Annotated in this window: 1 protein-coding gene; it reads right to left on the reverse strand. The window is 53.6% G+C overall.

All coding sequences use genetic code 11. The annotated features are described in order from the left end of the window. Window positions 1-1,325, reverse strand: a 1,325-nt coding sequence (locus tag QMX86_RS28050; RefSeq protein ID WP_282387961.1) for an IS1182 family transposase, incomplete at its 3' end; no start/stop codon positions are given. Window positions 1,326-1,405: the final 80 nt, after the last annotated feature.

Raw genomic sequence — 1,405 nt, forward strand, 5'->3', positions numbered from 1 at the left:
TCAAGCTGTCGCAGCAAGAATCGAGCGTTACCAAATAACCACTGTTTAAGGTTGCCGAAGGGATGTTCGACGATGGATCGTCGGCTGACCATCATTTCGGGATGCGCCTGCATTCGCTGCTCCATTCGCTCGAAAGCCTGTTCGTGCAGATGGCGCGAGATGTATCGGCGTTTGGCGTCGGTGCACTTCGTTTTAATCGTGCAGCTTGCGCAGTCGCTGACCTTCGCTTGGTAGATCCGGCCTTTATTGCTGATCTGCTTAAAGATCAGCCATTTTCCGGCAGGGCATTGATATCGATCTTGCGACGCATCGTAGGCAAATGCTGTTCGATCGAAAAATATCTGTTCCTTGCCGCAGGAGTTGAGTGATCGCGCCACAGGCACATAAGCCGTGATGTTCTCATCCTCACATGCCTGGAACTGCTTGCCATTGGAATAGCCCGCATCCGCGGTGACCGTCAGTTCATCCTGCGAAAGTTGTTCCTTGGCGGCCTTGGCCATCGGTTCAAGTTGCTTGCGATCATCGCTGTCCTGAGTCACTTCATGATGCACGATCATGCAGTTTTCAGCGTCGATGGCTGTCTGCACGTTGTACCCGACCCGAGGCCCTTTGTGCGTTCGCAGCATTCGCGCATCGCTTTCGTGGGTATTGAATTGCTCAAGCTCCATGGATTTCATCAGCGCCTGGCACGTCAAGTTATTGGAATGCCTGACTTCAAGTTGCGCCAAAGTCGCCTTGATTGCATTGCGGTCAATCTTCTCGCCGGCTTCGGTTTTATCTGCCTCGTCCAGCTCTGCCAAATAGTGGGCGATGCGCTTCTCCAGCTTCTGCTCTTGATGTTGGAGCCGCTTCAAATTCATATGACGCCGTGAAGAGGCGACCGCCTGAAATTTGCTGCCATCAATGGCCACCAGCTCGCCGGTTATCAGCCCCGCTGTGCGGCAAAACTGCACGAAGGCCCGGCACGTCGCGATAAAAGCGGCTTTGTTGTCTTTACGGAAATCGGCGATGGTCTTGAAATCAGGCTTGAGTCGATTGATCAGCCACATCACTTCGACGTTGCGCTGGCACTCGGCTTCGAGCCGTCGTGATGAGCGAATCCGCTGGAAATAGCCGTAGAGGTAGAGTTTGAGCTGATCCGCTGGATCGTAAGAGGGACGGCCGGTGCTTTTGGGAAGTGCTTTATCAAAGCCCAGTCGAGCCAGATCCAGCTTGGCGACGTAAAGATCGATAACGCGAACGAGGTGATCCTCGGGGATCAACTCTTCCAGCGAGACCGGAAACAGGCTGGTCTGGCTGCGGGACTGTCCCTGGATGTAGGCCATAACGAAAAATGCTCCGTATCTTTCGATACGGAGCATTTTCTTTGAGCGCTGCGCAGATTGCTAGGTTTTCACACAGTCTG

It is taken from the genome of Pseudomonas sp. PS01270, from assembly GCF_029959775.1.
Lineage (GTDB): Bacteria > Pseudomonadota > Gammaproteobacteria > Pseudomonadales > Pseudomonadaceae > Aquipseudomonas > Aquipseudomonas atacamensis.